The organism is Paenibacillus sepulcri, assembly GCF_042647105.1.
GTDB classification, from domain to species: Bacteria; Bacillota; Bacilli; order Paenibacillales; family Paenibacillaceae; genus Paenibacillus_Z; species Paenibacillus_Z sepulcri.
On the sequence record NZ_JBHRUP010000001.1, the window covers coordinates 5,451,495 to 5,475,370 of the forward strand.

18 protein-coding genes, 1 pseudogene and 3 riboswitches are annotated in these 23,876 nt (G+C 47.7%); of the genes and pseudogenes, 12 read left to right on the forward strand and 7 right to left on the reverse strand.

Annotated elements, in window-relative coordinates:
* Window positions 1-33 precede the first annotated feature (33 nt).
* The 3 genes and pseudogenes from ACFOLF_RS23985 to ACFOLF_RS23995 all read left to right on the forward strand — a co-directional run.
* Window positions 34-327, forward strand: a pseudogene (locus tag ACFOLF_RS23985) (peptidoglycan-binding domain-containing protein); the annotation flags it as partial.
* A gap of 463 nt (window positions 328-790) precedes the next feature.
* A complete protein-coding gene (locus ACFOLF_RS23990; protein ID WP_210047211.1) occupies window positions 791-1,372 on the forward strand; it encodes a dienelactone hydrolase family protein in 582 nt (193 codons plus the stop codon).
* Between the two features lie 238 nt (window positions 1,373-1,610).
* Window positions 1,611-2,171: an HAD-IA family hydrolase gene (locus tag ACFOLF_RS23995; RefSeq protein WP_210047212.1), complete on the forward strand. Its 561-nt coding sequence runs from the start codon at window positions 1,611-1,613 to the stop codon at window positions 2,169-2,171.
* 148 nt (window positions 2,172-2,319) lie between these two features.
* Here ACFOLF_RS23995 and ACFOLF_RS24000 read toward each other — a convergent pair whose 3' ends face one another.
* On the reverse strand, window positions 2,320-3,543 hold the full coding sequence (locus ACFOLF_RS24000) for an IS110 family transposase (RefSeq protein WP_379219529.1): 1,224 nt from the start codon (window positions 3,541-3,543) through the stop codon (window positions 2,320-2,322).
* 242 nt (window positions 3,544-3,785) lie between these two features.
* Here ACFOLF_RS24000 and ACFOLF_RS24005 point away from each other — a divergent pair, with 242 nt between their 5' ends.
* From ACFOLF_RS24005 to ACFOLF_RS24015, 3 genes are all read left to right on the forward strand, one after another.
* The gene (locus tag ACFOLF_RS24005; RefSeq protein WP_210044792.1) at window positions 3,786-4,505 is read left to right on the forward strand and encodes an HAD family hydrolase; all 720 of its coding nucleotides are present in this window, start codon (window positions 3,786-3,788) and stop codon (window positions 4,503-4,505) included.
* Between the two features lie 171 nt (window positions 4,506-4,676).
* Window positions 4,677-5,408 (forward strand): class I SAM-dependent methyltransferase, encoded by a 732-nt coding sequence (locus ACFOLF_RS24010; protein WP_210044793.1) that lies wholly within the window; start codon window positions 4,677-4,679, stop codon window positions 5,406-5,408.
* A gap of 454 nt (window positions 5,409-5,862) precedes the next feature.
* Window positions 5,863-6,369 carry a GNAT family N-acetyltransferase gene (locus tag ACFOLF_RS24015; RefSeq protein WP_210044794.1) on the forward strand — a complete coding sequence of 169 codons (507 nt, stop codon included), beginning with the start codon at window positions 5,863-5,865 and terminating at the stop codon, window positions 6,367-6,369.
* A 169-nt stretch (window positions 6,370-6,538) separates the two neighbouring features.
* On the opposite strand, the gene ACFOLF_RS24020 is transcribed toward ACFOLF_RS24015, so the two are convergent.
* From ACFOLF_RS24020 to ACFOLF_RS24030, 3 genes are read right to left on the reverse strand one after another with little or no spacing between them, the layout of a single operon-like run.
* The gene (locus tag ACFOLF_RS24020; protein ID WP_210044795.1) at window positions 6,539-7,630 is read right to left on the reverse strand and encodes a GerAB/ArcD/ProY family transporter; all 1,092 of its coding nucleotides are present in this window, start codon (window positions 7,628-7,630) and stop codon (window positions 6,539-6,541) included.
* Window positions 7,630-8,688 carry a Ger(x)C family spore germination protein gene (locus ACFOLF_RS24025; RefSeq protein WP_210044796.1) on the reverse strand — a complete coding sequence of 353 codons (1,059 nt, stop codon included), beginning with the start codon at window positions 8,686-8,688 and terminating at the stop codon, window positions 7,630-7,632. Before ACFOLF_RS24025 ends, ACFOLF_RS24020 begins: the two co-directional genes overlap by 1 nt.
* 26 nt (window positions 8,689-8,714) lie before the next feature.
* Window positions 8,715-10,187, reverse strand: coding sequence for a spore germination protein (locus ACFOLF_RS24030; RefSeq protein WP_210044797.1), 1,473 nt, complete (start codon window positions 10,185-10,187; stop codon window positions 8,715-8,717).
* Window positions 10,188-10,399: 212 nt separating this feature from the next.
* Here ACFOLF_RS24030 and ACFOLF_RS24035 point away from each other — a divergent pair, with 212 nt between their 5' ends.
* From ACFOLF_RS24035 to ACFOLF_RS24045, 3 genes are all read left to right on the forward strand, one after another.
* Window positions 10,400-11,179: an alpha/beta fold hydrolase gene (locus ACFOLF_RS24035; RefSeq protein WP_210044798.1), complete on the forward strand. Its 780-nt coding sequence runs from the start codon at window positions 10,400-10,402 to the stop codon at window positions 11,177-11,179.
* Window positions 11,180-12,174: 995 nt separating this feature from the next.
* Complete coding sequence (locus tag ACFOLF_RS24040) at window positions 12,175-14,244, forward strand: serine hydrolase domain-containing protein (protein ID WP_210044799.1); 2,070 nt, start codon at window positions 12,175-12,177, stop codon at window positions 14,242-14,244.
* Window positions 14,245-14,444: 200 nt separating this feature from the next.
* The gene (locus ACFOLF_RS24045; RefSeq protein WP_210044800.1) at window positions 14,445-15,401 is read left to right on the forward strand and encodes a phytanoyl-CoA dioxygenase family protein; all 957 of its coding nucleotides are present in this window, start codon (window positions 14,445-14,447) and stop codon (window positions 15,399-15,401) included.
* A 318-nt stretch (window positions 15,402-15,719) separates the two neighbouring features.
* Here ACFOLF_RS24045 and gcvPB read toward each other — a convergent pair whose 3' ends face one another.
* The 3 genes from gcvPB to gcvT are packed head-to-tail and all read right to left on the reverse strand — an operon-like array spanning window position 15,720 to window position 19,711.
* Window positions 15,720-17,183 carry an aminomethyl-transferring glycine dehydrogenase subunit GcvPB gene (gene gcvPB, locus ACFOLF_RS24050; protein ID WP_210044939.1) on the reverse strand — a complete coding sequence of 488 codons (1,464 nt, stop codon included), beginning with the start codon at window positions 17,181-17,183 and terminating at the stop codon, window positions 15,720-15,722.
* Window positions 17,184-17,233: 50 nt separating this feature from the next.
* A complete protein-coding gene (gcvPA, locus tag ACFOLF_RS24055) occupies window positions 17,234-18,592 on the reverse strand; it encodes an aminomethyl-transferring glycine dehydrogenase subunit GcvPA (RefSeq protein WP_210044801.1) in 1,359 nt (452 codons plus the stop codon).
* A 6-nt stretch (window positions 18,593-18,598) separates the two neighbouring features.
* Complete coding sequence (gene gcvT / locus ACFOLF_RS24060; protein WP_210044802.1) at window positions 18,599-19,711, reverse strand: glycine cleavage system aminomethyltransferase GcvT; 1,113 nt, start codon at window positions 19,709-19,711, stop codon at window positions 18,599-18,601.
* A 106-nt stretch (window positions 19,712-19,817) separates the two neighbouring features.
* A riboswitch (glycine riboswitch) is annotated at window positions 19,818-19,920 on the reverse strand.
* 3 nt (window positions 19,921-19,923) lie between these two features.
* A riboswitch (glycine riboswitch) is annotated at window positions 19,924-20,028 on the reverse strand.
* Window positions 20,029-20,163: 135 nt separating this feature from the next.
* A riboswitch (glycine riboswitch) is annotated at window positions 20,164-20,282 on the forward strand.
* A gap of 296 nt (window positions 20,283-20,578) precedes the next feature.
* On the opposite strand from gcvT, the gene gcvH reads away from it, so the two are divergent.
* From gcvH to ACFOLF_RS24075, 3 genes are all read left to right on the forward strand, one after another.
* Window positions 20,579-20,971: a glycine cleavage system protein GcvH gene (gcvH, locus tag ACFOLF_RS24065; protein ID WP_210044803.1), complete on the forward strand. Its 393-nt coding sequence runs from the start codon at window positions 20,579-20,581 to the stop codon at window positions 20,969-20,971.
* 248 nt (window positions 20,972-21,219) lie between these two features.
* Entirely contained in the window at window positions 21,220-22,245 is a 1,026-nt protein-coding gene (locus ACFOLF_RS24070) for a dienelactone hydrolase family protein (RefSeq protein ID WP_210044804.1), read from the forward strand.
* 438 nt (window positions 22,246-22,683) lie between these two features.
* Window positions 22,684-23,679 (forward strand): copper amine oxidase N-terminal domain-containing protein, encoded by a 996-nt coding sequence (locus ACFOLF_RS24075; protein WP_210044805.1) that lies wholly within the window; start codon window positions 22,684-22,686, stop codon window positions 23,677-23,679.
* Window positions 23,680-23,876: the final 197 nt, after the last annotated feature.

The following is a 23,876-nucleotide window of genomic DNA, read 5'->3' on the forward strand; positions in this document are numbered from 1 at the left end:
TAGTATAATCTGTGTCTACTACTCAGTCTAACTTCAGTTATTGAATTATTCGAGATGATTCCACTTGGAACAAAAGTAACCATTTACGGACATGTACTGGGAGACCCGGGTCATGAACCGAGGAAGCTTGCGGAGAATGACGTCGGCGGAGATGTCCAGTTAATTCAGTCCCGTTTGAAAAGTGCCGGATACTACAAAGGGATATGTAATGGAAAATTTCGCTCGGATACAGCCAGGGCCGTAAAAAGATTTCAACAAGACCACCATATGGCACAGGATGGCGTGGTGTCGATAAAGATTTATAATAAGCTCGGATTGCTAGAATAAGGGGAAAATCAAAGAATAGCGCCGCATGTCGGGATGTTGTTTTAGATAAATCAAGGTAGATAGTAAAGGGGAAGAAAGCGGATGGTTTGGTCAAGCTTCGAGGTAATTATAAAAAGACAACCAATCGTTGTAAAGGTTGTATCTGGGGAAGTTGGGACGGATATCGACAATATTGCCCAAAACGACGGAAGCCTGACTATCAATAATGATAACATGTACCTTACAAAGAGATGCTGCCCTGATCGAGGCCGCTGAAAAGGTCCTTATCATGAAAGAGGCACAACTTCCTCAAGCTTTTGAGAAAGTTGTGCCTCTTCTCTGTATAATAAAGGCAACAAATCAAGCCTTTTCGAATAGGTTGTCTTTGTTCAATTAGCGGGCAGGTTAACGACAATAAAAGGTCGAAATCTATGAAGAGTAAGAGGCGCAATTTCATAATAATCCACATGGGAGGAGAAAAGAAATGGCTGAGGTTCTTCTATTTCACCACGCAATGGGACTGACAAAGGGTATTCACACCTTCGCGGACGAGCTTAGAGGGGGTGGGCACACTGTACACGTGCCTGACCTTTTCGAGGGGCACTCGTTTACCACTATCGAGGACGGCATGGCCTATGTCAAGGAGATTGGGTTCGAAGAGATTATGGAGCGCGGTGCGCGTGTGGCCAGTGAGTTACCGCGTGAGATTGTCTATGCGGGGTTTTCACTCGGTGTATTGGCAGCCCAGAAGCTCGCCCAGACCCGTGAAGATGCCCGTGGCGCGTTATTCTTTTACTCCTGCGTTCCGACCTCTATGTTCGGCTCCCCCTGGCCAGCGGATCTGCCGGTACAAATTCACGGCATGGACGCTGATCCCTATTTCGTAGACGAGGGCGACATTGAGGCGGCACATGAGCTCGTGGCGTCAGCCAATCATGCCGAGCTCTTTTTGTACCCGGGCGATCAACACTACTTCGCCGACAGTAGTTTGTCGTCGTATGACGCTGAAGCGACGGCGCTGCTGTTGCAGCGTGTACTCGAATTCCTCCGGCAACTGGATAACTGAGCTGCTTGCGCACAGAAGGCGTTAGACCTTGGCCATTCCGGCACGAGGACGCGAGTTTCCGGTTTCCAGTTAGAGAAGGGAACAGACTCCTGCATACGGTTAGTCAGTTAAGCTAAACGGGGAACGCTAGTTCAATCGGACATGAAGGCAGCCACCCAGAACAGTCGGCCACCTTCATGTCAGCTAACGGGCAGGCTGGTTTAAACCCGATATATGTCTGGAAGAAAGGATCATCATTATGAATATACTATGGGATTTTGATGGAACATTGTTTGATACCTATCCAGCCTATTCAGACATATTTTACGAAGCATTGCGTGGTTCGGTTACCAGGCAAGAAATTTTATCACAATTAAAGGTTTCATTTAGTCATGCCGCAAGTCATTTTAATCTCTCAGACCAACAGGTGAAAGAAATGTTTATTATGGAATCAAGCCTTCATCCAAAGAAAACCCCGCCATTTCCAAATGTAGAGAATATCCTGAAATCCGCCAATGCAAATGTAATCATGACCCATAAACCACGATTAGAAGTAATGAATATATTGAACTATTACAATATGGCGGGATATTTTAAAGAACTAGTAGCAGGTGACGATGGGTTTTCAAGGAAGCCGGATCCCGAGTCCTATATATACTTACATAATAAATACAATATAGACCTGGTTATTGGAGACCGTGAAATAGATATTCTACCAGCTAAAACTCTTGGCATAAAGACATGTTCATTTCAAAATAAAACGGGTGGTGCTGATTTTTATTTAGAAAATTATGAAGATTATTTTCTTATAAACCTTTGATCTCATCAAGTAGAAATTGAAGATCGGCAGCTGCGCTACCCCGAAAATTACTCTTAGCATAAACCCAAAAATGGCAGCATGAAGCTAAGCCCAGCTTTGATGGTTTTTAAAAGCTGTGCTTCTTAGGAATGTATGAAACAATAGGAAGTTAAGAGGCCTCCGAATTAGAAAGAGCGACTTGAAAACCAAGATTCTCGAGCTTTCGTACGGCTTGTCTAACAATCGCATCTTGCTGTCGCTGTTCAAAGTAATGACTGCCTAAATCTTTGTAATCCTCTTTGCGCGCAAGGAGATGGTAAGCAATGATCATGATCGAGTGCGCAACAGCTACGGCTGCTCGGTGTCTCCCTTTTCGGGCGGCGATGCGCCGGTACTGGGCTCCCAGGTAGTTGTCAGATCTGCATACGGAGTGGGCGACTTCGATCAGTGCCGCTCGGAGATATTTGTTGCCTTTGCGAGTTTTCGAGGATTTACGTTTTCCGGCACTTTCATTTTGCCCTGGAACGAGGCCAGCCCACGAACAGAGATGAGCGGCAGATGGGAAGCGTGAAGCGACGTCAGTCCCAACTTCGGCTAAGATTTGTTCGGCGGTACGCCGGCCGATCCCTGGAATCGTATCCAGCCGTTCAATGTCTTGCTGAAAAGGGTCGAGCCGTTTGGCTACCTCCGTATCCAGTTCGAGAATCTGCTCATTCAAAAAATCGACGTGAGTGAGCATGGTTTTCAGCATGATCCGCTGGTGGGCACTCATGTTGCCGCGTAAGGCCAATTCCAACTCTTCCTTCTTTTTCTTCAGTGTTCGTCGCGCGAAAGCTGCCAGCTTTTCGGGATCTTCTTCTCCCTCGATCATGGCACCCATCCTATCGCGGCTGCTCACGCCCATCATGTCGGAGACAACAGCAGCGAGCTTCATATTGGCGCCTTCCAAGACCTTTTGGACCCGGTTATGTTCGCGGGAGCGTTCCTGAATGAGGCTGCGACGGTAACGGACTAATTCGCGAAGTTCGCGTTGGTTACGGTCAGGAATATAACTAGGCTTCAGCAGACCATGTCGCAGCAGATTGCAAATCCACTCCGCATCTTTCACGTCCGTCTTCCTGCCGGGGACTGCCTTGATGTGTTGGGCGTTAACGACGAGAAACGGAATCTCCTCGGCTTCAAGCAGGTTGACGACGGGTTTCCAGAAAACGCCGGTACTCTCCATGGCCACGTGTGTACAGCGATACTGCTTGATCCAGTCGATCAAGTCGAGCAGGAAAACCGTATGTGTACGAAACGTCTTAATCTCCTTTCCTTCGGGCGTCAAAACACAAGCAGTGATGGACTTCTTGTGAACATCCAAACCACAAGCGCGTTCGATCAGGACATCCATAACATTCACCTTTCTACGGCAATGAAAGTTGAGGACTGGTGCAACAACCAGAAAAGGATTACTCTACCCCGCGTGCTTCCCAAAAGGAGCGACATACCGTGGTGCACCGTGATCGTCGTAGTCAGACTAACGGATGGGTTCGTGACACCATAGCGTAACGACCTTCCTCACCAGCCGTAAATATAGTATAAAACGCCGCACCAAAATTTTCATTACTCTGTGGTGCCCCGAGAGGGGCATGGGTGGCTAACGGGCAGCATCCAAATAAAAAAGCGGTATGGGGTGATATTGTTATAAATAAAATTGATACAGTCATCTTTGACTTAGACCAAACATTGCTTGATAAAGACCAATCACTATTAAACTTTGCAGATTACCAATATGAACAGTTCTCTCTATTCAGATTTATTCCGGACAAACCGAAATTTATGGGAAAATTCTCGGAACTAAACAATATTATAATGCCTAAAGAGGAAGTTTATAAAAAGTTAATAGACATTTTTAATATCGAAAAGAGTCTGCACGCTGAATTGCTTGATGATTTGAATCATAATTTTCATGTGTACAGTGTTGGATTCCCTGGACTGCATGAGATGCTTGAAACATTAAAGGAGCGAGGATATAAATTAGGAATAATCACAAATGGAAGGGACTTTTACCAACGGAACAAAATTACCGCTTTAGGATTGTCAGATTATTTCACTGACATCATTACATCAGGTGCGGTCAATATTAAAAAACCTGACCTTGCAATATTTCAAATGGCCTTAAAAAACTTAAAGTCATCGAGTAAGCGCACAGTATTTATTGGGGATAGTCTCAAGGCTGATATCATTCCTGCTAAGGAGCTTGGGATGTTCACAATTCTAAAAGGCAAGGATTATTCTTTTACACAACCTGATGCAATTTGTGATAACTTAATGGAGATACCGGATATTATAAATCGTTTATCTGTATTGTGAATTGAACTAACGCAGCACGTTAGTGAGAAGCTTGCCGCGCGGCGGCTCCTTTTTCGTTTTGTTGAAGTAACGGGCAGGATAACGGCGAAGGCACCACGAAATATTGAAATTGGAAAATCCTAAGCTTCTAGATAACGGAGTAGAACTAACGAGAACCTAGGAGGTACAGTGATGGCCGATAAGATATTTGAAGAACCGAGGCTTGCAGATGTTTATGATTTGTTTGATTCGCCAGAACGTCCGGATCTTGACCTTTATGTTGCACTAACAGAAGAGTTCGATGCTCAATCAGTGATTGACTTTGGCTGTGGAACGGGGAACCTTGCCTGTCGCCTTGCAGCCCTTGGTAAGGAGGTTGTTGGAGTCGATCCAGCCCTTGCTTCGCTCAATATTGCAAGCTGTAAGGCGTATGCGGATCGAGTAAAATGGTTTCATGGAACAACGGAAATGCTTTCTGGATTGCAAGTGGATCTAATCACGATGACCGGCAACGTCGCCCAAGTCTTTGTAACTGACAAAGAGTGGATATCAACTCTCCGTGCTTGCCGAGAGGCTATACGACCAGGTGGACGGCTTGTCTTCGAGGTCCGGGACCCTGCAATGGAAGCATGGAAGAACTGGAATCGTGAGCAGTCCCATCAGGTGACTGAAGCACCTGAAATCGGAAGGGTCGAGACGTGGACTGATCTCGTTAGTGTGCAATTACCGCTAGTTACGTTCCGGCACACGTTCATTTTTCATAGTGACGGGACGGAACTGACCTCGGACTCGACACTGAGGTTCCGGAGTCAGTCCGAGATTATTGATTCTTTGGCTGCTGCGGACTTACCAGTCGAAGATATTCGAGATGCACCGGATCGTCCTGGGTTGGAATTCGTTTTCATCGCTCGATGCCCGGACTGAAATTTTGAACGCTTTGAACTAGTATGATAGGTTTAGCGGCTAGAGGTATCCGTTCTTATGGCCAAGTGAACGGGGGGTGTTTAACTAACAGATCACGATAGCGCGGCGAACCAGTCCTGTGAAGGGGCTGGTTTTTTCGAAACAATAGCTAACTGGGCACGTTAATGAGGAGCTAGCCACGCGGCAGCTCCTTTTTCGTTTATTGAAGTAAGGGCAGTTAACGTTAACGAAAAAATAAAACCGGCACAATTATGTGCCGGTTTAACCAATAATGCCAAATAAAGGATGATCCCTAAAAAAGCCATAGATACATACTAGTATATAAAAAAATTCAACATAAGTCTATTACTTTTTTTGCATAAATTGTATGTTAATTAAGCGACCGCGGCGCAAAAACGATAAGGGAGATTAAACATAGAGCCATATGACATTTTACCAGAGAAGGAGAAGCTGTATGATTACACTCAGAAAAATCACGCTGGAAAATCGACGTTCCATATTCAACCTGGAAGTCTCAGAAGATCAACGCCGCTTCGTTGCGTCCAATCTGTCAAGCGTGGCTTCGTGTTATGTCCTTGCAACCAATGGGGGACATCCATTTCCGTTTGCCATTTACGCGGATGAACAGCCGGTCGGTTTTGTTATGATTACTTATAGAATCACCGGGTATGAACGCCCGACAATCGCAGATGACAGCTATTGCATCCTGCGACTGATGATTGACAAGCAATACCAGAACAGGGGCTATGGTCGGGAAGCCATGAAAAAAATTTTGGAATTTATCCGCACCTTTCCGGCAGGGCCTGCGCATTACTGCTGGATTTCTTATAAGGCTGATAACGTGGCCGCCAAAAAGCTTTATGAAAGCTTTGGCTTCCGTGACAACGGCGAAATCTTCGAAGATGAGCTAATAACCGCATTGCGATTCTCCAATGCACCATTTGGAGTATGCACCCCATGAAAGCTAAATTGTATCCATTTCTAAGTTCTTAGGGCTCAACTAACGGGTACAAGAACTCAATAAACCACCAGAATGAGGCTGCCGGATAAAACAGCAGCCTCATTGCGTTAAGCGGGCAGGATAATGAAATATAACCTTTTGGCAGCGGCACAATAAATCAGTTTCTGAATTATTTGACAACATCGGATTTGGAGTTTGATGCAACGCGACTGATTATAAATAGTAACGGGATATAGGCAAAGATGAAATAAAATCCTAACTCATTTATGATTTTTTCTAATGCCCCGATCTGCGTTTGTTCTTTGAATGTAAGCGCGGCGATGAGAAGGGTTGCCAGTATAACGGGTAGAGTCAGCCGGGGTTTAAGCGTAGCAACTCTTTTCATAATTCTTGTACAGCACCATATAGGGATACAAACCGTCGGGATGATAACAAAAAGCCACAAAAAAATAAAAAGATTTTCGAACCTTGCAATAAAGGATAACTCAGCGATTTTTGTCATCGCCAAGGTTGGCCATATCGTATGTTTCAGCAGTCCTTGACTAAAAAACATCAGGGTTGCAATGATTATAGCCGTATGTTTGAAGGTAGTGAAAAGCAAGGCGAAATGAGCCCATTTTACGTTTTTTTCGGGTGATTTCAAGAAAGGGAAGTAAATAAGCAAAGTTTCAAGTCCGAAGAAAATGAAACTGGAGGATTTAGATCCTTTAAGCAAATCAAGAAAAGAATGATTGAGTAAAGGCAATAAATTATGGAGATTGCCTTGTCGCATCGGGAAGTAAAGCAAAAAGAGTAAGGGGATCAAAGCCCCGAAAAAGCTAAACCCGGCAACAACCCTGAACCCGCCGGATACGACATAATAAATGATGCAAATTAAGAGCCCGGCCAAAGCCCATGTTCTAACGGTTGGAAATACCCACACTTGAATGATTTCAATGTAAGATCGGAAGTAAAATAGAGCCATTATGAAATAGTATCCGACTAATAGCAGAGAAACGGCATTGCCCATGAAGCTGCCGAGGATCTTTCGATGCAAGTCAATTACATCTTTAGCCGGATTGCCGAGCATCTTATAAACCATCCAGATGATTAGATGCAGGCTCAAACCCATGAGGATAATCGATATCCAGGCATCTTGACCGGCATCATCAAGGACAAGACTTTGAAAATTTAGAATGTTAGCGGCAGTTTGGGAAACGCCGATTAAGAAAAATACAAAGTATCCGGAAATCGTGTAATTTTCCTTTACCCGATTCTGCACTAATGACCAACCCCTGAGTGTAAAATAATAATCTTCGTCTTCACTTCAAAATCCAGATTAGGGTAGATTGTTTCATTAAATCCGTTCTCGCTGTACGTTCTATGCTGCCTCCTGTATTGCTCTCCGAAGCCGATAGGATCGACGTTGTTCTTTTGTAAATGGATTAGCATCGTTTTAATTTCCGAAGCGAATTTTTCTTCGATTTGCGTCTTTACTTCATGAAAATCGTCCTTTTTCTGAATGTTTATTTTTTTCGGAAATTGTCTGGGCACTATGGTTAATTTAAGGGATATCGTTGCCTTTCCGTTTTGCGCGATGGCTATTTTTCTCTTTCCGTGCAGAATGATAAAGGAATACATCTCTTTTGGACCGGTCTTGAAATCATATTCGCCTCTCAGGGCTTTGTCTTTAAGAAGCTTTAAATATAATCCTTCTTCGTTGGTTAACCAAAGCTTCAATTCTTCTCCTTTAAAGACACCGACACCATCCATATGCAGTAAGCCCTTATCTATATTGATGACAGGTAAATAAATATCCTGGCCTTCTCCATAATACTGATTAACGAATGAATGATAATTTGTCATCGGCGTATTCCCATGGTACATGTTTTGTTCGATCAGCTCTGACAAGAAAAAGGGTGGTTTCTTTAAGCTTTCGGATATTATCGAGCTTGCCTTTTGTTTTGTGATAACAATGGTAGCATTGCTGCTTTTAATGGATTCCCGATTGATGATGTCGGCAAGCTCAGCGATGGCTCCTCTTGCGAATTTTTCGCTAATGACCAATGTGCGCATTTGACCGATTTCGATAGGCTGTGAAGACTTGGCAGCTATAGCTGTGAAAATCCCGTAAATGATTTTCGACTCCGCGGTTAACGGCGATACGAATTGTTTCCGGGAAGCTTTTATATACGTAGGATAAGAAGCGCTCATCTTATACGTCTCTCCTTCGATGTCTACTCCCATGCTTTGGATGATATTAATCCGGTCGATTATCCTCACTTGAGCGCAGCCGGATAACAGGCAGCAGCAGAAGAGAGCCAGGATATGCCCTTTCATGATTTCATCCTCCTATCCGCACAACACTATTCATTATTATAGTCGTCGCCGACATCTTGATTTTTTTGTACGGAATATCTTTTTGCCGAGAGCGGACGCGTAAATAAAAATCGTTTAGAAGTAAGAGTGAAGGAAGAGCGGATGATACTGTCGCTGAAGCCTTTGTGGCGAAAAGGGAACAGGGGCACGATATACGGCGTACCCAACGATTTCAATCGCAATAAATGGCCTAAAATAAACATTAACCCAATCATTATGCCTAAACCGCCCCACAAGGATGCTAAGACAATCAAGGGAAAACGCAAAAACCGTATCGTGTTGGACATTTTAAAGGCAGGCGTGGTAAAGGAAGCCAATGCCGAAAGAGCAACGATGATGAGCAAAATATTACTGGTTAAACCAGCTTGCACCGCTGCTTGCCCAAGTACGATACCCCCTACAATGCCCAACGTTTGACTGACTTTTGTAGGCAATCTGGACCCGGCTTCGCGCAGCAACTCGATGACTATTTCCAATAATAGGACTTCCAGTAAAGGAGGGAAGGGAACGTTTGTTCTGGATTCGATAATCGGGCCTAAAAGATCCCTGGGAATGATTGTGTAGTGAAAAGTAAGAATCGCAACATAAAAGGAAGTAGCCAGCATTGAAAACAAAATCCCAAAATAACGAATGAGACGAAAGAATGAACCCAAAATCCACGGCAAATAGTAATCTTCGCCAGAAGCTATAAAGCTAAATAAGTTGACGGGTCCCGAAAGTACAGCAGGAGAACCGTCACATAGAAGGGATACTTCCCCGTTTATCAAACAATACATGATTCTGTCCAGTCGTTCAGTGGACAAAAATAACGGGAAGGGAGAATTCGAATTGTCTGTGATAAGTTGTTCCAGAAGAGAACTGTCAAAAACCACGTCAAAATCAAGGTCCAAGAGCCTCTGCCTTGCCGTATTTACATGTTGTGGATTGGTAATACCCTCCAAATAAACGATAACGATTCTCGTTTTTGAAATCGAACCAACGATGAGTTCCTCAAATATAAGTTTTTCGGTTACAAGCGCTCTTCGAAGTAAAGTCATATTGATATCTATATTTTCGACAAATCCGATCTTTGGACCGATTACGCTGTATTCATTTTCGGTATCATTATAACCACGATGGCCCCGTTTTAAATCCGCGATGTCCACTATTAGACCTTCATTCAGATGGGGTTCCATTTGAAGAAAGATTGAACCGCGAGCCAACCTTTGTAAAATTTCTTCGAGGTCTGAAGAAGCCTTGATTCCTTCAATGGGAATCAAGGCTTTTAGATCATGCAAATTATTGATTTCACAACTCGATATTTGAAAGAAAGAGAGTAAATCATGGTGAAATTGTTCATGGTTTATAAGCGTTTTATAGTACGAAAAATGAAGAAGCTTATCTTTTATGCTTATGGTTATCTGTAGAAAATCATCCGATTTTGAGAGCTCTCTTAAAGCCTTATGTATATTGGGGAGCATAAGACGTACCACCTGTCCAGGAAAAGTAATTCGTCTTATTATGAGGTTCTGAAGTTGAAGTTATACCCGTTATTTTACAATAGAGCAATCGATAATAAATTTCCCCGCTTATCTCCTGATAGAATAGATGATGATATCTGATACCATATTCAGGAAGATACGTTTCAGAAACTGATCGCTAATTAAAAACGCAGGCGTAAAAAGGAGATATCATGAAAACAACACAATCAAAAGACGGCACAACCTTAGCGTACGATATCTACGGTAGTGGACCAGTGCTCGTATACATTACAGGAGCGAGCTGCTTTCGCTCATTTAAGCCGATAGTGCAGGATGCCAAAGTATTTGCCGCTGAATTCACAGTTTACAGCTACGACCGTCGTGGACGCGGCGATAGTGGCAATACGCTGCCATATTCTATGGAACGTGAAATCGAAGATATCGAAGCCATCATTGATGCAGCTGGCGGGACGGCGTATTTGTATGGACATTCCTCAGGTGCCGTGCTGGCACTTGAGGCTGCACTGCGACTGGGCAGCAAAGTACAAAAGGTAGTTATGTATGATGCGCCATATGTGCACGACGAGAAAGAAAAGGCCGAATACAAACAATTAAGTCAAACCATACACAAACTACTCGATAACGGCAAGAGAGCGCAAGCAATGAGCACCTTTTTGAAAGGTATTGGGATGCCAAAAGTATTTGTTTTGTTATTGCCGTTATTTCCTGGCTGGCGAACTATGAAAGCACTTGCTCCAACCCTCGCTTATGATATTGCTCTAACTGAGGATATGCCACCCGTTGAACGAGCCACTCGAGTTACTGTACCAGCACAAATCATCGTTGGCGAAAAAAGCCCCGCCAGCATACAAGATGTCGGCCGCCAACTAACGAAGGCAATTCCAGAAGCAAAGTTCGTACAACTTGCAGGCCAAGACCACATGGTTAATGCAAAAACCTTGCTGCCATTGCTTTCGGGCTTCCTTAAGTAATATTGTGGTATTTATTCGCGGATAATTAAACGGCGGAAGTTTAGGGGGAAGCAAGATAGCTAAATAAAGACATTTGACGAAGGAACTGCTGCCACCTGGATCGTTGTGATTTGACGCATCTCCAAGTTGATTTTCTCCTTCCTAGAAACAAGTCATGATACAGGTAAGCTTCCATTTTTTTCATCCAAATAAGTATCGCAGCCTTTGTTAATGGCGATTGAATACAAAAATTTGGGCACAATATATAAAACATTTCTGTCGAAGAGGGATCAAGTTGAAAAGAATCATGAACCGTGAGAATTACAAAAAATCTGTTGATGCTCTATATAAGCTTTCCTCCTGGCTGCACTTTGGGATCTACATCCTTATTCTCATTGCGTTGTGCCTTGGTATAGTCGGATTCATTACCAAATGGTTTACATTATTAAACCAACCGTCTGATGTTCTGAATGATTTTCACCAAGTAGCAGAGGATATTTTTTCGTTGATCCTGGTCTTCGAAATAATGGAATTGCTGCGGCTGCGGAACCCCATGCGTCTCACAGATATTTTCTTGACGGTATTGGCACGTAAAATGCTTCTATCGCCAGAGGAAAACAACCTCATTCTTTTGCAATCCATTTCGTTTTGCCTTGTTCTTGTGTGCAGGATAGTATGCACCCGGTTTATGAGGGAATAAATACGCATTGACAAATTTGCCCATTAAAAAGGACGATTTAAGCCAAGCAGCTTTCGTAGTATCAGGTCAGCCAGAGATTTCTGGCTGGCCTTTCTTAATGATCGGATGGGGAGAGGACCAGTCTGATAGGGTGATTTTGAATCGAACCTTATCGGAAGCAACATTAATATTTTTACAGAGACTTCAAATAATGGACTCTTTTAGGACGCTCTTGCGTATTAAATATAGATTCTACCCCAAGCGTATGCTTTCGAAGGAGGATGGTCGATACGGTAAGCATCGCAAAAAAACTATTTTACTATTTTAGGAGGTTCTAATGCGAAAAAGAGGATTGTGGATGACCGCCACGGCACTTGTGGTGTCGCTGCTGATACCGACGGGAGCTATGGCAGCCGGTCAAAGCGATACGCCCGACTATGAGGCCACGCGGAAGGCTGCTGCCGAGAAAGCCGAGCTGCTAACTGGAACTTACAATACGACAAGCGTTCAGTATGCCCTTATCGATCAAGGCAGCATTGTCATCTCAGGCGAGTCCGGCCGCAACGACGAGCAAGGAAAAAAGCCGCTGACGGAGGACACGATGTACGGCATCGGTTCGACAAGCAAAATGTTCATAACGGCGGCCGTGATGAAGCTGGTAGACGAAGGGAAAATCGATTTGGACATGCCTGTCGTTCAGTATATCCCGGACTTTACGATGCAAGATGAGCGTTACAAGCAAATTACGCCGCGCATGCTGCTTAATCATTCATCCGGACTTTACGGTTCGACGCTAACCAACGCTTTTTTATTTGAAGACGACGATACCTACGCGCACGATATGCTGCTGAAGAAATTGGCGGATCAGAAGCTGAAGGCCGATCCCGGCGCGTATTCGGTTTACAGCAACGACGGGTTTACATTAGCTGAGCTCTTGGTAGAGCAGGTCAGCGGCATGGACTTCACCTCGTATATTCATCAATATTTTACGCAGCCGCTGGGAATGTCCAATACCAAGACCCCACTGGATCAGCCCGACACATCCCGGATGGCGGGACTCTACTTCCCTACATATAAGGGACAGCTGCCGAACGAGACAGTCAATGTTATCGGAACCGGCGGCATCTACTCTACGGCGGAGGATTTGGTCCGTTTCTCGCAAATCTTCACCGGACAAGCCGAAGGCATACTCTCAGAAGATTCGGTAACCGCTATGGAACAGGAAGAGTATATGAGAGGAATGTGGCCCGAGGATGCGGATACGTCTGTCAATTACGGGCTTGGATGGGACAGCGTCAACCTGTTCCCGTTCGGCAATTACGGCATTAAAGCGCTGACGAAGGGCGGAGACACGATTCTCTATCATGCCTCGCTCGTCGTGCTTCCCGAGCATAACATGGCGGCTGCAGTTCTCTCTTCCGGTGGCGCCAGCACGATAGACCAGCTGCTGGCGAATGAAATTCTGCTGGGAGCGCTGCAGGAAAAAGGCATCATTGCCGAAATCAAGCCTGAGAAGTCGTTCGGCGCTCCAGTCAAAGCGGCCATGCCGGCGGAAATGATGAATGAAGCGGGAATATACGGAGCGACGAATCAAGTGATCAAGGCAGACATCAGCAAGGAAGGCGAACTGTCCGTATCGTCGGTGCAAATGCCGGAGGCTCCGGCAGAGAAATATGTGTATACAGCGGATGGATCGTTCATGAGTGCGGATGGAAACACGAAGCTCAGCTTCATGAAGGAGGAGAACGGACATACGTATCTGTGGATTCGGGCATATGTCTCGTTGCCGGGTCTTGGCCAGACGGCCTTGTCGCACTATTCCGCCGAGAAGCTTGAAGCCAACAGCATAACGGAAGAATCCGCTGCAGCATGGAAGGAGCGCAGCGGCAAGAAATATTACCTGGTCGATGAGAAGTATACGTCGCTTGCGTATTTGCTGCTGCCGACCCTCAAGTTGGACTTGTTCCAAGAAACGCCCGGTTATGTGCTGGACCAAAAAATAACTGGTCCGAACACATCGGCCGGCGACTTGCAGATTCCGACGATGGCGGGCAGAGATACCCAGGTCTTTACCTTCTATAAAGAGGATGGAATCGAGTACCTCGAATCCGGAGGAAGCCTCTATGCGAGTGAAGCCGCCGTAAAGCCGATCTACCCGGGCAAAAAATCGACAGCGACGATCCCGGCGAGCGGTCTTGCCAAGTGGTATACGGTATCCGGCAAAGCCGCCGGCAAGACCATACAGGTGAAGATGCCTGCGCACGGCTCGTTTGCCATATATGACGAACAGGGTACATGCGTGAACTACAGCGTAATCAGCGGCAATCATAAATTCGTACTGCCTGAGAACGGCTCTATTGTTTTTGCCGGCGAAGCCGGATCGAAAATAGATATTTCCATTAAATAATACCTAAAACCAAAAGAGGGGGATTGTCTGCTGTCCAGACATCTCCCTCTTTCGTTATGCCGGCATATTGTTGATAAAATTATAATTAGATATAACAAGTCATAAAACCGTTAATCCAATCCTTTTATTGCGTAGTGAATGCGGGTAGGACGTTTTATAGTATAAGTACGAGGTCAGCATTCATGATAGGATGTGGGATAATGAAAACTAAAGTGTTAACAAAATCGCAAATCGAGCAATTCATCGAACTCGGATATGTTCATCTGGAAGAGGCGTTTCCGCGCAAATCGGCGCTTGCCGCGCAAGACTTTCTATGGACAGAGATAGAAAAGCAGGGTGTGAAGAAGAATGACCGCTCTTCCTGGAATCAGCCGATGGTGCACATCAAGGAACAGTTTGACGCAGAGGAATTTCAAGTATGCAACACCATGAGGCTGGCCAACGCCATTGAGGATGTGGTCGGAGAAGGCCGTTGGAAGGAACGCTCAATATATGGGCAGGACGGTGACAAGACGCAGTGGGGCTGGTGGCCGATCAACTTCGCATCAGGAGCGGACCTCCCTTGGGATGTGCCGACTAAGGGGTGGCACTGGGACGGAATGATGCGTCCGCATTACGTTGACAGTCCGGAGCAGGGCTTATTGCTGCTGTGCGTATTCTCGGAGATCGGCACACACAGCGGAAGCACACTGATTGCCGAAGGTTCTCATAAAGTCGTCGCCAATATACTGGCAGAACATAACTACGGTCCTATGGCAGGTGAAGCGATCCAGATAGCCAACCGCTCTCACCCCTGGTTAAGGGAGCTGACGGATACAAAAGAAAGTGATGCGGCGGTATCTGATATTTATGCGAACGACACGGCTGCAGCGGCTGTGCCCGGAAGTAGTGACCGTATTAAAAGGTTCATGGAGCAAACGCATGTGGACAGCAACGGGTTTCATCTGCGGGTGGTTGAGACGCCTGCATCTCCTGGCGATGTGCTGCTCTGCCATCCGTTCCTTTATCATAGCGCGTCGCAGAATCATTCCGGGGTACCCCGATTCATGTGCAACCGTGCCACTCCTCTGGACAGACGGATGAATTTGAACAGAGCGAATGCTGAAGATTATTCTCCGCTTGAGATCAGCGTCCTGCGTTCAATAGAGCGGACTTGAACCGCCTCATACACTCCAGGCTTTAATCAATAAGCCGCCGTTTCCTTCGGGAGATGAGCGGCTGTTTACTTGTTTATTGCCAATGGATTCCGCAGAAGTCCCCCATACAAAATGCCCCGCGTACAGCATTCATCGCCAAGGGCTGAAGTTCACTCATTCCTTGAGGACACCGCTGAGGGCGGGGCATTGTTTTAACTATCAGGAAGTATAAATTTTACCTACTTTTCTGATATTTTTGTGGAAGAAACCAACTTTGCCGCCAAAAGACGTCTTCAGCCGTTTCTTCTTGGTGTTATGAGTATATGCTCCTCTAATTTGTCAGCTGCATGAACAGTTCAAAACAGGCTTGCGTGCCGCCGTTGTCTCGTCCAGTCTGCGGACAACCGTGTTATAGGGCGCGTTGATGACGAGCTCCGGGTTTGTCCTGGCTTCTTCAGCAATCCGGATCATGGTATCAATGAAACCATCGAGCGTCTCTTTACTCTCGGTTTCGGTAGGCTCAATCATAATACACTCCTCCACATTAAGCGGGAAGTATATGGTCGGCGGGTGGTATCCGAAGTCAAGCAGCCGTTTGGCAACGTCCAGCGTCCGAACGCCGAAGGCTTTCAGGCCGCTCCCCGACATAACGAACTCGTGCTTGCACAGGCCTGGATAGGGAATCTCGTAATGCGAAGCAAGGCGGTGCATCATATAGTTGGCATTAAGAACCGCGCATTCGGATACACGCCGCAGCCCTTCCGGACCGTATGTCCGGATATAGGTATACGCGCGGACTAGAATGCCGAAGTTGCCGTAAAAGGCTTTGACGCGGCCAATCGACTCGGGACGTTCGTAATCAAAGAAGTATGATCCGTCTTCTCTGCGGCTAACGAGCGGCTTCGGCAAGAAGGGGATAAGAATGCTCTTCACGCCGACGGGACCCGAACCGGGGCCGCCGCCGCCATGCGGCGTGCTCATCGTCTTATGCAGGTTAAGATGCACGACGTCAAAGCCCATATCGCCCGGACGGGTAATTCCCATAATGGCGTTAGAATTTGCACCATCGTAATAGAGCAGGCCGCCCGCCTGGTGAACGATCTCCGCGATCTCCACAATCTGCTCCTCAAACAGGCCGAGCGTGTTTGGATTGGTAAGCATCAGGGCTGCAGTATCACTGCCCACTTCCGCGCGAAGAGCATCCAAATCGACCATGCCGCGTTCATTTGATTTGATCGTAACTGTCTCGAAACCTGCTACGGTCGCACTTGCCGGATTTGTTCCGTGCGACGAGTCGGGAACGATCACCTTTGTCCGTTTATCGCCTCTGCTCTCGTGGTATGCGCGGATCATCATCAGGCCGGTCCATTCGCCGTGGGCGCCAGCCGCAGGCTGCAGCGTCACCTGGTCCATGCCGGTCAGTACAGCGAGATCATTTTGCAGCGTGTACATAATCTCGAGCGCCCCCTGGATGCTTTCCTCCGGCTGATACGGATGTATCTTGGCGAAGCCGGCAAAGCGCGCTGTATCCTCGTTGATTTTGGGATTGTACTTCATCGTACAGGAGCCAAGCGGATAAAAGCCGTTGTCTACGCCGAAGTTGCGGCGGGACAGCTCGGTGTAATGACGGATGACGTCCACCTCATACACTTCGGGAAGCTGCGCGGGGACCGCCCTTAGCATCGAGGACGGAATATATTCAATATGATCCGCTTCCGGCACATCGCAAGGCGGGAGAGAATAGGCTGCGCGGCCCGGCTTGCTCAGCTCGAAAATAAGTGATTTTTCATGTTTCGCAGACATCTGGCTCGCCTCGTTCCTGTTCGTATCGCCGGTGCCCGACGTTGTCGTTGTCATATCGATTCCCCCAGTCGGCTTACAAAGCTGTCGATTTCGGTGCGAGTGCGTTTTTCAGTGACGGCGACCAGCATATGCCCTTCAAGCTCCGGATAGGCGAGACCCAAATCGTAGCCGCCGAGAAAGCCGGATTCGAGGAGCTTCAGATTTATATTTTTCACTGACGCCCCGTCCGGAAGCTTTACAACGAACTCGTTGAAGAATGGAGTGGAGAACGGAAGCTTGTATCCGGGTTGCTGCTTAAATTGTTGGGCGGCATAGTGTGCCTTCTGCAGGTTCAGGTTGGCCGCTTCCCGTAAGCCCTCCTTGCCCATTGTCGATAAGTAAATGGAAGCGCACAGGGCGAGCAGCGCCTGGTTCGAGCAGATGTTGGAGGTTGCCTTCTCGCGGCGGATATGCTGCTCCCGTGCCTGAAGCGTCAGCACAAAGCCGCGTTTGCCGTCGATGTCGGTCGTCTGACCGACGATCCTGCCTGGCATACGGCGCATGAGCGGCTCCGCGACAGCGAAAAAGCCGCAGGTAGGACCGCCGAGCGATTGCGGGATACCTAGCGGCTGCGCATCGCCGACGACGATGTCTGCGCCAACCTTGCCAGGCGCCTCGAGCAGACCAAGTGACATCGGATTGGCGCTGACGATGAATAGCCCTTTAACTCCATGGATAATCGGCTTAATGGCGGCGAGGTCTTCGACAGAACCGAAAAAATTTGGCGACTGGATGAGCACCGCCGCCGTCTTTGAGCTGACGGCTGCCTGAAGGGCGTCGAGGTCAGTAACGCCATTTGCATAGCCGATCTCCAGGATCTCCAAATTCAGGCCCTTGGCCATGGTTTGCACCATTTGCCGCGCTTCAGGGTGGACGGTGCGTGAGATGACGAGCTGTTTTCTTTTCGTCGCCCCGGCCGCCAGCGCACCGGCTTCGGACAGGGCAGTAACCCCGTCGTACATGCTCGCGTTGGCGACAGCCATACCGGTCAGTTCACAAATATACGATTGAAATTCGAAGATAGCCTGAAGCTCGCCCTGGCTTATCTCTGGCTGGTAAGGCGTGTACGCGGTATAAAATTCGGAGCGTGAGATCATATGGTTGATGACAACCGGAATATGGTGATCATATATGCCGGCTCCGAGGAAGCTCTTATAGCGATCCGTGTCGGCGCTCCTTCCGGCCAGCTCCTTCATATGCTCAAGCAGCGAAAATTCGTCGAGTGCGGAGGACATAGGCAGCACTCCACGGTATCGGATTGATTCGGGAATATCGCGGAACAATTCCTCCGTCGTTGAGGCGCCGACCGTCTTCAGCATGTCGGTCTGGTCCTGATCGGTCATCGGAATATAGCGGTGAATATTGGTCATCTTCGATCACTCCTTTGGATGCCTTTTATAAAATGGCGTCTTGACGACCTCAGCCCTCAGCCGCTTGAAGCGAATTTCTACCCACAGCACAGTTCCGGGATAGGCATAGTCACTATCGATCAAGGCAAGACCCAGATTGCGTTTCAATGTCGGGGACTGGGTTCCCGATGTGACTTCGCCAATCAGAGAGTCATTCATGTAGATGGGGTAATGAGAGCGGGGAATTCCCCGGTCGATCATTTCAATGCCGACCAGTTTGCGGCGGAGACCTTCGTTTTTTTGCCTGAGCAACGCATCGCGTCCAATGAACATTTCCTTGTCAAGCTTGACGAAATATCCGGCGCCCGCCTCAAGCGGCGTAATCGTCTTCGAAAGTTCCTGTCCGTACAGCGGCAAGCGGGCCTCAAAGCGAAGGGTATCGCGCGCTCCTAACCCGGCAGGAACAAGTCCGTGCATCTCGCCTGCAGCCATCAAAGCATGCCAGACATCGCCTGCCCGCTCCGCTGCCACATAGATTTCGAAGCCGTCTTCGCCGGTGTAGCCTGTTCGGGATACAAGCGTGCTTGCGCCGGCAATAGTTACCTCATTCCTGAAGTGGAAGGGGGCCAGCTCGAGCACCGCCGCTCCAATTCCTGCGGATGCAAGGACAGCGGTCGCATTAGGCCCCTGCAGGGAAAGCAAAGCCATCTTGTTGGAAATATTATCCAGAATGACGTCTCCGATCAAATGTTCCCTCAGCCACTCGAAATCCTTGTCGATATTGGATGCATTCACGACAAGCATATATTGATCCGCTGTTAGCCTGTAGATAAGCAAATCATCGACCACGCCTCCATCCGGATAGCACATCAGCGTGTATTGCGCCTGTCCGTCTGCCAGCCTCGACACGTCATTCGTCGTCATTTTCTGCAGAAAGTCCTCCGCGAATTGACCGATTATCATAAATTCACCCATGTGCGAGACGTCAAATAACCCGGCTTGCCGCCGCACGGCGTCATGTTCTGCCTGAATGCCGGAGAACTGTACCGGAAGCTCCCATCCGCTGAAGTCGATGCAGCGGATACCCGGATAGCCGGCATAAACCGGGTATAGCGGGGTTTTTCTTATTAATTCGGTCATCCTCATTCACTCCTCTTTGGTTCGTGATTGCAGGCCAATGCAAATAAGGACAGAAGCAAAAAGAATGGCGCACAAAGTAGAAGTTACTTTCCTGCGTTTCTTTTTGCTCTGTCCTTTGTACCTGAGAGTTACCCCGAATAATAGATCCGGCTTTCCCCTTGGGTGACGCCGGCCTTTCCTTTACAGGATGCCGTGCGTTCTCTCCAGAGTCGCGTCCGATAAATGTCCTTTTGCCTGAGAGATTCACCTCATGTGAGGTTTACTCCTTCGGCGCCGCCTCCATCCTGCCGATGGGCGGTCTCTCCCTTTATCATCATCCGCTTATTTGGTTGTCATAGTATATTCTTACAGATTTTAAGAGTGTGAGTCAACAAAATATTTTTTTATAAAAAATATTCGTCAGATTTATTGACATGGTGATGTACCTGCATTAATCTATAAACGATTAGCGGATGACGATGGCAGGGAGAGACCAGGCGGGTGTAACGACCCTCCGGCACCGAAGGGGCAAGTCGACAAGGCCAGCCAGCCGGTCGATTAATCTCTCAGGTAAAAGTACCTTCATCCGACGCAACTCTGGAGAGTGCAAACTTGAGGGAGCGCAAGCGGTTATGACGCTTAAACTCTCAGGTACCCGGGACAGAGAACACGGCATAAAGCCTGTTCTCTGTCCTTTTTTTGAAAATTAAGAAAATATAAACTACCTCCACACTTGCTTCCATTACTGAGGGAAGAAACTTGCTGCCGCTGCCAGCAGGACGGCGAAGCCGTTTCAACATGTGCATGAAAACGACTTACGTCAGATGCCTGGTTCCGGCAGGATCAGTCTCACGGCTTTGGACAAATAATCAAAAAGAGGGTGCAAATATGAGCGATGTAAAAGCAGGGCTGCGGTATTCGGAGGAGCATGAGTGGGCTGAGGCTCATGGAGCCACGGTACGAATTGGAATAACGGACTTCGCGCAAAATCAGCTCGGAGATATCGTGTTCGTGGAGCTGCCCGAGGTCGATGCCCTGCTGGAAGCCAATCAGCCAATGGGAACGATCGAATCGGTCAAAACCGTTTCCGATCTATTCAGCCCCGTAAACGGTAAGGTAACGAAAGTGAACGAGAGTCTGCTGGACTCACCGGAAAAAGTGAATGAAGATCCTTACGGCGAAGGCTGGATTATTGAGGTTGAGGTGGATGGTGATGCCACGGAAATGGTAGCCGGACTTCTGAGCGCGGAGAGCTACGAAAAGTTCATTGCTTCCAACTGAGGAGTAATGGAAGTATTGTAAGGGTCTGAGGATTGCCCATTCGCCTGGGGGCGGATGGCTTCCTCGAAGAACATAAGGAATGATCCGGCACCATTATTTTGTAAACGATTTCAATCCCGGTCTCTCGTCCCTGATTCCTCCGGACAGCTGTCCCAAATAAATGCTTCCTGACTTGAAGGGATTGGTCTATCAATCTCGAATGAGTTTCGAAGGATGAATTTGAGTACTAGAATGCAGGAGGGATTTTTATGTGGAACCCGGATTTGTATCTGAAGCAATTATATGACAGTATCCAACCCGTTGAAGGCTTTCGCGCGGATTCGCAGCAGGAATGGGAGGAGTGGAGGAGTCGTCTGCGGAAACGATTGGTTCAATTGCTGGGCGGATTCCCCGAAGAGGTGCCAAGTCTTTCGCCGGTGCTGCTGGAATCGGAGGATTGCGGAACCTATATTCGTCAACGCGTTCAAATTCAGACCTATCCACAGCTGTTTATGCCAATCTATGTCCTTATCCCGAAAGAAAGCAATGGCCGACCTGGAGCGGTAATCGCCTGTCACGGGCATGGATATGGCAGCAAGGATATAGTGGGTCTCAATCCCGACGGCACGAAAAAAACGGGCCATCCAGGATACCAGAAGGATTTTGCCATCGAGCTCGTCAATCAGGGTTTTCTCACCATAGCGCCTGAGCTGCTGGGATTTGGGGACCGTAAACTAAAGGAGGATGAGGATGCCCAGGCTTCGAACTCCTGCCATAAGCTATCAACCTTTCTTCTGGCAGTCGGCCAAACGATGGCGGGTTACCGGGTATTTGAGACGCTGCGATGCGTGGATTATCTGTTCACCCGTCAAGATGTTGATCTGGAGCGTATTGGATGCATGGGCATCTCCGGGGGAGGTCTCGTATGCTCGTATGCGGCCGCCATCGATGACAGAATCTCTGCTGCGGTAGTAAGCGGATTTACCAATACCTTCAAAGACAGCATTTTATCGATCCATCATTGTGTCGACAATTATGTCCCGGGATTGTCTCTAACTGCAGAAATGCCTGATCTGCTCAGTCTCATCGCCCCCAGACCGCTGCTGATTGAAGCTGGGACGCAGGACCCGATTTTTCCTGTTCAAGCCACCAGGGAAGCGTATGGGAAGCTTCAAAGCGTGTATGAATTATTGGGAGCTGCAGACCGCCTGGAACTGGACCTCTTTGAGGGAGAACATGAAATATCGGGCAGATTAGCCTACAACTGGTTTCACCGTCAGGAGCATAATTTGTGAAGGTTTTAATTGCGAATTATTTCTATTGAACCTTCTAGGCAAAAAGGAAACTAATTTAGAAACTTAGCTTGCTTGGGCATATCGGTAGGGGACCAACCGAACGACGAACCCTAATTTAACCAATAAACGGAAAACAGACCGATTTGAAATAGATATCGGTCTGTTTTTCCATGGAAATGGAAGAAATCACGCGGTTATATTTTAGCTTAGCAGCGCTCACGAACGAATTTGGCCAAATTCCGAGCTTGATTTTCTGTTCGCTGTTCAGTGAAAATAAACTACTAGACTGCCGATAAGCGTTAAGCCAACTGGCAGATTAATTGAGTAACCTCCTTTCCAGAAAGGCTGTTTTTTGGAACCTTTAACTGGTTAGCTGCGTCTAAAATGCATGGTGAACGGCTGTTGCAATAATCACAACTTAAAAGGAGAATCACAGTGATGAAGATGGTTCGAAAAAGAATTACTGTTGCGTTCGCCACGGTCTTACTTGCGGGCGTACCGTTCATGACGTGGCTGGGAATGACGACGCAGGCCGAAGCCGCCTCAGCCGGCGTTCAAATTACGGTAATGGGAAAGGCGGTACAATCGGATTCGCCGTTGATTATCGACCGGGGACGGGTGCTTATACCGCTGCGCGTGGTTGCTGAAGCATTCGGAGCTGCGGTGCAGTGGGATGCCAAAACAAGTACGGCGACGGTTCGCAGGTGGTCCGATACGGCCCAGTTCAAATCGAACAGTCAGGTCGCTGTTATCGACCGTGAGATGTCCGGCGGCACAAGTCACAGCACCGTGCAGCTTGATGCTCCAATGAAGATGTACAATAACCGGGCGTATGTGCCGCTGCGGTTTCTTGGTGCCCAGTTCGGCTATAAAGTAACCTGGCACGACCATATCGCCGCCCTTGACTCGAAATTGAGTGCGAAGGATCAACGTACATTGCTCGAGGGTGACCTTAAGGATGCGCGAAAGATTGCGAATGGCCTTGGCGGCGATCTGTATTATACGCATGATCCGCTCACGCCGCGCAGCTATGTTGGAGATAGGGACGGCGTTACGACGCTGTTTCCGGAAGGCGAAGCGCTCCGTTTCTATAGGTTCGAGGACGATATTGTGTCGCAGGTCGAAATCAAGGACGATTTCGCCTTGGTAACCTGGCAGGGGCGCCTAAACTGCACGGCATGCACCAAAGAAAATGCGTTTCAAAGCTTCATGAATCAGCAATGGACCGACGGTCAAGGTATCGCTCCGAAGCCGAGTGGCGATTACGTATATTCCCATTTCCGAATTTTCGGACCAGAAGGCTGGTCGGAATACGGCTATGTAGATGCGGACGGGAAATTGACGCAGACGGGCTACAATCACGGGGAAACAAAAACCGGAACGCTGGAAATCATGAAGACCGGCGAGCAACGTACCGATTCCGTCATTAAGTGACGGACTAAGTAAATGGTACAATAGATGCTGTGGTAACCAGTCCTTTGAGGGGCTGGTTTTATTTCTTAAAACCGAGGAACGGGTACGGCCGGGCACACCACGGACGGCCGGACAGGACCGGGATTTTCGCTTTATTCCCCTTTATGAGATCAAGGATGAGATCTATACGGTTTATTTTCCAATCGGGAAATCTGAGC

Coding starts and splice junctions, on each gene's coding strand:
- ACFOLF_RS23990 (WP_210047211.1), top strand. CDS start 791: ATGGCTGAGGTTCTTCTATTTCACCACGCAATGGGACTGACAAAGGGT.
- ACFOLF_RS23995 (WP_210047212.1), top strand. CDS start 1,611: ATGAATATACTATGGGATTTTGATGGAACATTGTTTGATACCTATCCA.
- ACFOLF_RS24000 (WP_379219529.1), bottom strand. CDS start 3,543: ATGGATGTCCTGATCGAACGCGCTTGTGGTTTGGATGTTCACAAGAAG.
- ACFOLF_RS24010 (WP_210044793.1), top strand. CDS start 4,677: ATGGCCGATAAGATATTTGAAGAACCGAGGCTTGCAGATGTTTATGAT.
- ACFOLF_RS24015 (WP_210044794.1), top strand. CDS start 5,863: ATGATTACACTCAGAAAAATCACGCTGGAAAATCGACGTTCCATATTC.
- ACFOLF_RS24025 (WP_210044796.1), bottom strand. CDS start 8,688: ATGAAAGGGCATATCCTGGCTCTCTTCTGCTGCTGCCTGTTATCCGGC.
- ACFOLF_RS24030 (WP_210044797.1), bottom strand. CDS start 10,187: ATGCTCCCCAATATACATAAGGCTTTAAGAGAGCTCTCAAAATCGGAT.
- ACFOLF_RS24035 (WP_210044798.1), top strand. CDS start 10,400: ATGAAAACAACACAATCAAAAGACGGCACAACCTTAGCGTACGATATC.
- ACFOLF_RS24040 (WP_210044799.1), top strand. CDS start 12,175: ATGCGAAAAAGAGGATTGTGGATGACCGCCACGGCACTTGTGGTGTCG.
- ACFOLF_RS24045 (WP_210044800.1), top strand. CDS start 14,445: ATGAAAACTAAAGTGTTAACAAAATCGCAAATCGAGCAATTCATCGAA.
- gcvPB (WP_210044939.1), bottom strand. CDS start 17,183: ATGTCTGCGAAACATGAAAAATCACTTATTTTCGAGCTGAGCAAGCCG.
- gcvPA (WP_210044801.1), bottom strand. CDS start 18,592: ATGACCAATATTCACCGCTATATTCCGATGACCGATCAGGACCAGACC.
- gcvT (WP_210044802.1), bottom strand. CDS start 19,711: ATGACCGAATTAATAAGAAAAACCCCGCTATACCCGGTTTATGCCGGC.
- gcvH (WP_210044803.1), top strand. CDS start 20,579: ATGAGCGATGTAAAAGCAGGGCTGCGGTATTCGGAGGAGCATGAGTGG.
- ACFOLF_RS24070 (WP_210044804.1), top strand. CDS start 21,220: ATGTGGAACCCGGATTTGTATCTGAAGCAATTATATGACAGTATCCAA.
- ACFOLF_RS24075 (WP_210044805.1), top strand. CDS start 22,684: ATGAAGATGGTTCGAAAAAGAATTACTGTTGCGTTCGCCACGGTCTTA.